The 1,590-nt window shown below is 70.1% G+C and carries 1 protein-coding gene and 1 pseudogene; both read left to right on the top strand.

The genetic code is table 11. From position 1 onward, the window contains the following. The coding region (locus D7X74_RS41865; RefSeq protein ID WP_147446908.1) for an OmpA family protein at positions 1–816 on the top strand (816 nt) is incomplete at its 5' end. Next, positions 813–1,590: pseudogene (locus D7X74_RS41860) on the top strand (adhesin); the annotation flags it as partial. The gene D7X74_RS41865 and the pseudogene D7X74_RS41860, both read left to right, overlap by 4 nt.

The raw sequence follows: 1,590 nt of genomic DNA, 5'->3' as shown, positions 1-1,590 counted from the left end.
GTGCCCGGCACGCTGGAGCGCAACGGCTGCGAGAAGATGGACACGGACTCCGACGGTCTGGAGGACGCGCTGGACATGTGCCCGGTGGAGCCCGGTCCGGCTTCCAGCCAGGGCTGCCCGCTGCGCGACACGGACAAGGACGGCACGGAGGACGACTCGGACACGTGTCCGAACGAAGCGGGGCCCCCGGAGAACCAGGGCTGCCCGGTGCGCGACGCGGACAAGGACGGGCTCGACAACGACAAGGACGCGTGCCCGAACGAGGCGGGCCCCGTCGAGCGCGACGGCTGCCCGGAGACGGACACGGACAAGGACGGCGTGCCCAACCGCATCGACAGCTGCGCCAACGAGGCCGGCCCCTACGACAACCTGGGCTGCCCGCAGCACATCTACCCGCTGGTGGTGCTCCACCCGACGCGGTTGGAGGCGCGCGGGAAGATCTACTTCGAGCCCGCGCAGACGCGCGTCAGCTCGCGCTCCAACCCGGTGCTTGACTGGGTGGCGCAGGTCATCCTGGAGCACCCGGAGTTCCCGCTCATCGCGGTGGGTGCGCACACCGACGACCGGGGCCTGCCGGAGGCGAACCGCCAGTTGTCGCAGGGGCGTGCGGCGGCGGTGCGCCAGTACCTGATCAGCAAGAACGTCCCGCCCGAGCGCCTCGCGGCCTACGGGTACGGACAGGATCGTCCCATCGACAGCAACCTGACCTCCGTCGGCCGGGAGAACAACCGCCGCGTGGAGTTCCTGATCGTCGACCCGCAGGCGGAGAAGCCAGTGAGCCCCCGGCGTGAGCCCGGCTCCGGAGAGACCCGATGATGAAGCCCTCGATGCTCAAGGCGCTGGTGGTGGGCGTGGTGCTGGTGGGGACCGCCGTGCTGGCCACGCCGGACCTGTTCTTCCTGGGATTCGGAGGCATCCACCACACCGCGCGGGGCCCGGACAGCGTGATCAATGACTATGCCCAGGTGACGCGTGCGGTCGCCACGGGCGTCAGCCGGATCCCCGTGGGTTCCGTCCGAGGCTTCGGGGGGGGAGATCTGGTGTTGGTGATCCAGATGCAGGGCGTTGATTCGTCGCTGCAGGGGACCAACCCGGCGTCCATCGATCTCTCCGGAGGCCCGGTGGGGAACTGGGAACTGGCACGGGTCGACCGGGTTCACTATGGCCAGGAGGCGGAGCTGATGTTGAGGGCGCCCCTGCTCCATGCGTATGCGGGGACCGTCACCCAGGTGGTCCGCGTCCCGGAGTACGAGGACGTCCTCATTCCCAAGGGGACGAGCCTCGTCGCCCGCGGGTGGGATGGCAGCACGGGAGGGGTCCTGGCGTTCCTGGCGCGGGGGACGGTGACGAACAACGGGTTGATCGACGCCAGCGGCAAGGGCTTTCGCGGGGGCGTCTTCGTTCCGGGGCGCGACGACGCGACGGGTTGCACCGACCTGGAGCGGTCATCGATGGGGGCTGGACCCTGGCAGGGCGAGGGGGTGGATCCCCTCCGCTACGGCGACCTGGAGTTCGGATGGATTCCTTCCGCCAACGGTGGCGGTGGCGGTGTGTGCCGGCAGTCCGGAGGCGGCGGAGGCGGTCATGGGG

The sequence above is a fragment of the Corallococcus sp. CA047B genome (genome assembly GCF_003612065.1).
Taxonomy (GTDB): Bacteria; Myxococcota; Myxococcia; order Myxococcales; family Myxococcaceae; genus Corallococcus; species Corallococcus praedator.
Note: the sequence above shows the minus strand (reverse complement) of the source record. Positions and strands in the feature narration are given on the sequence as shown.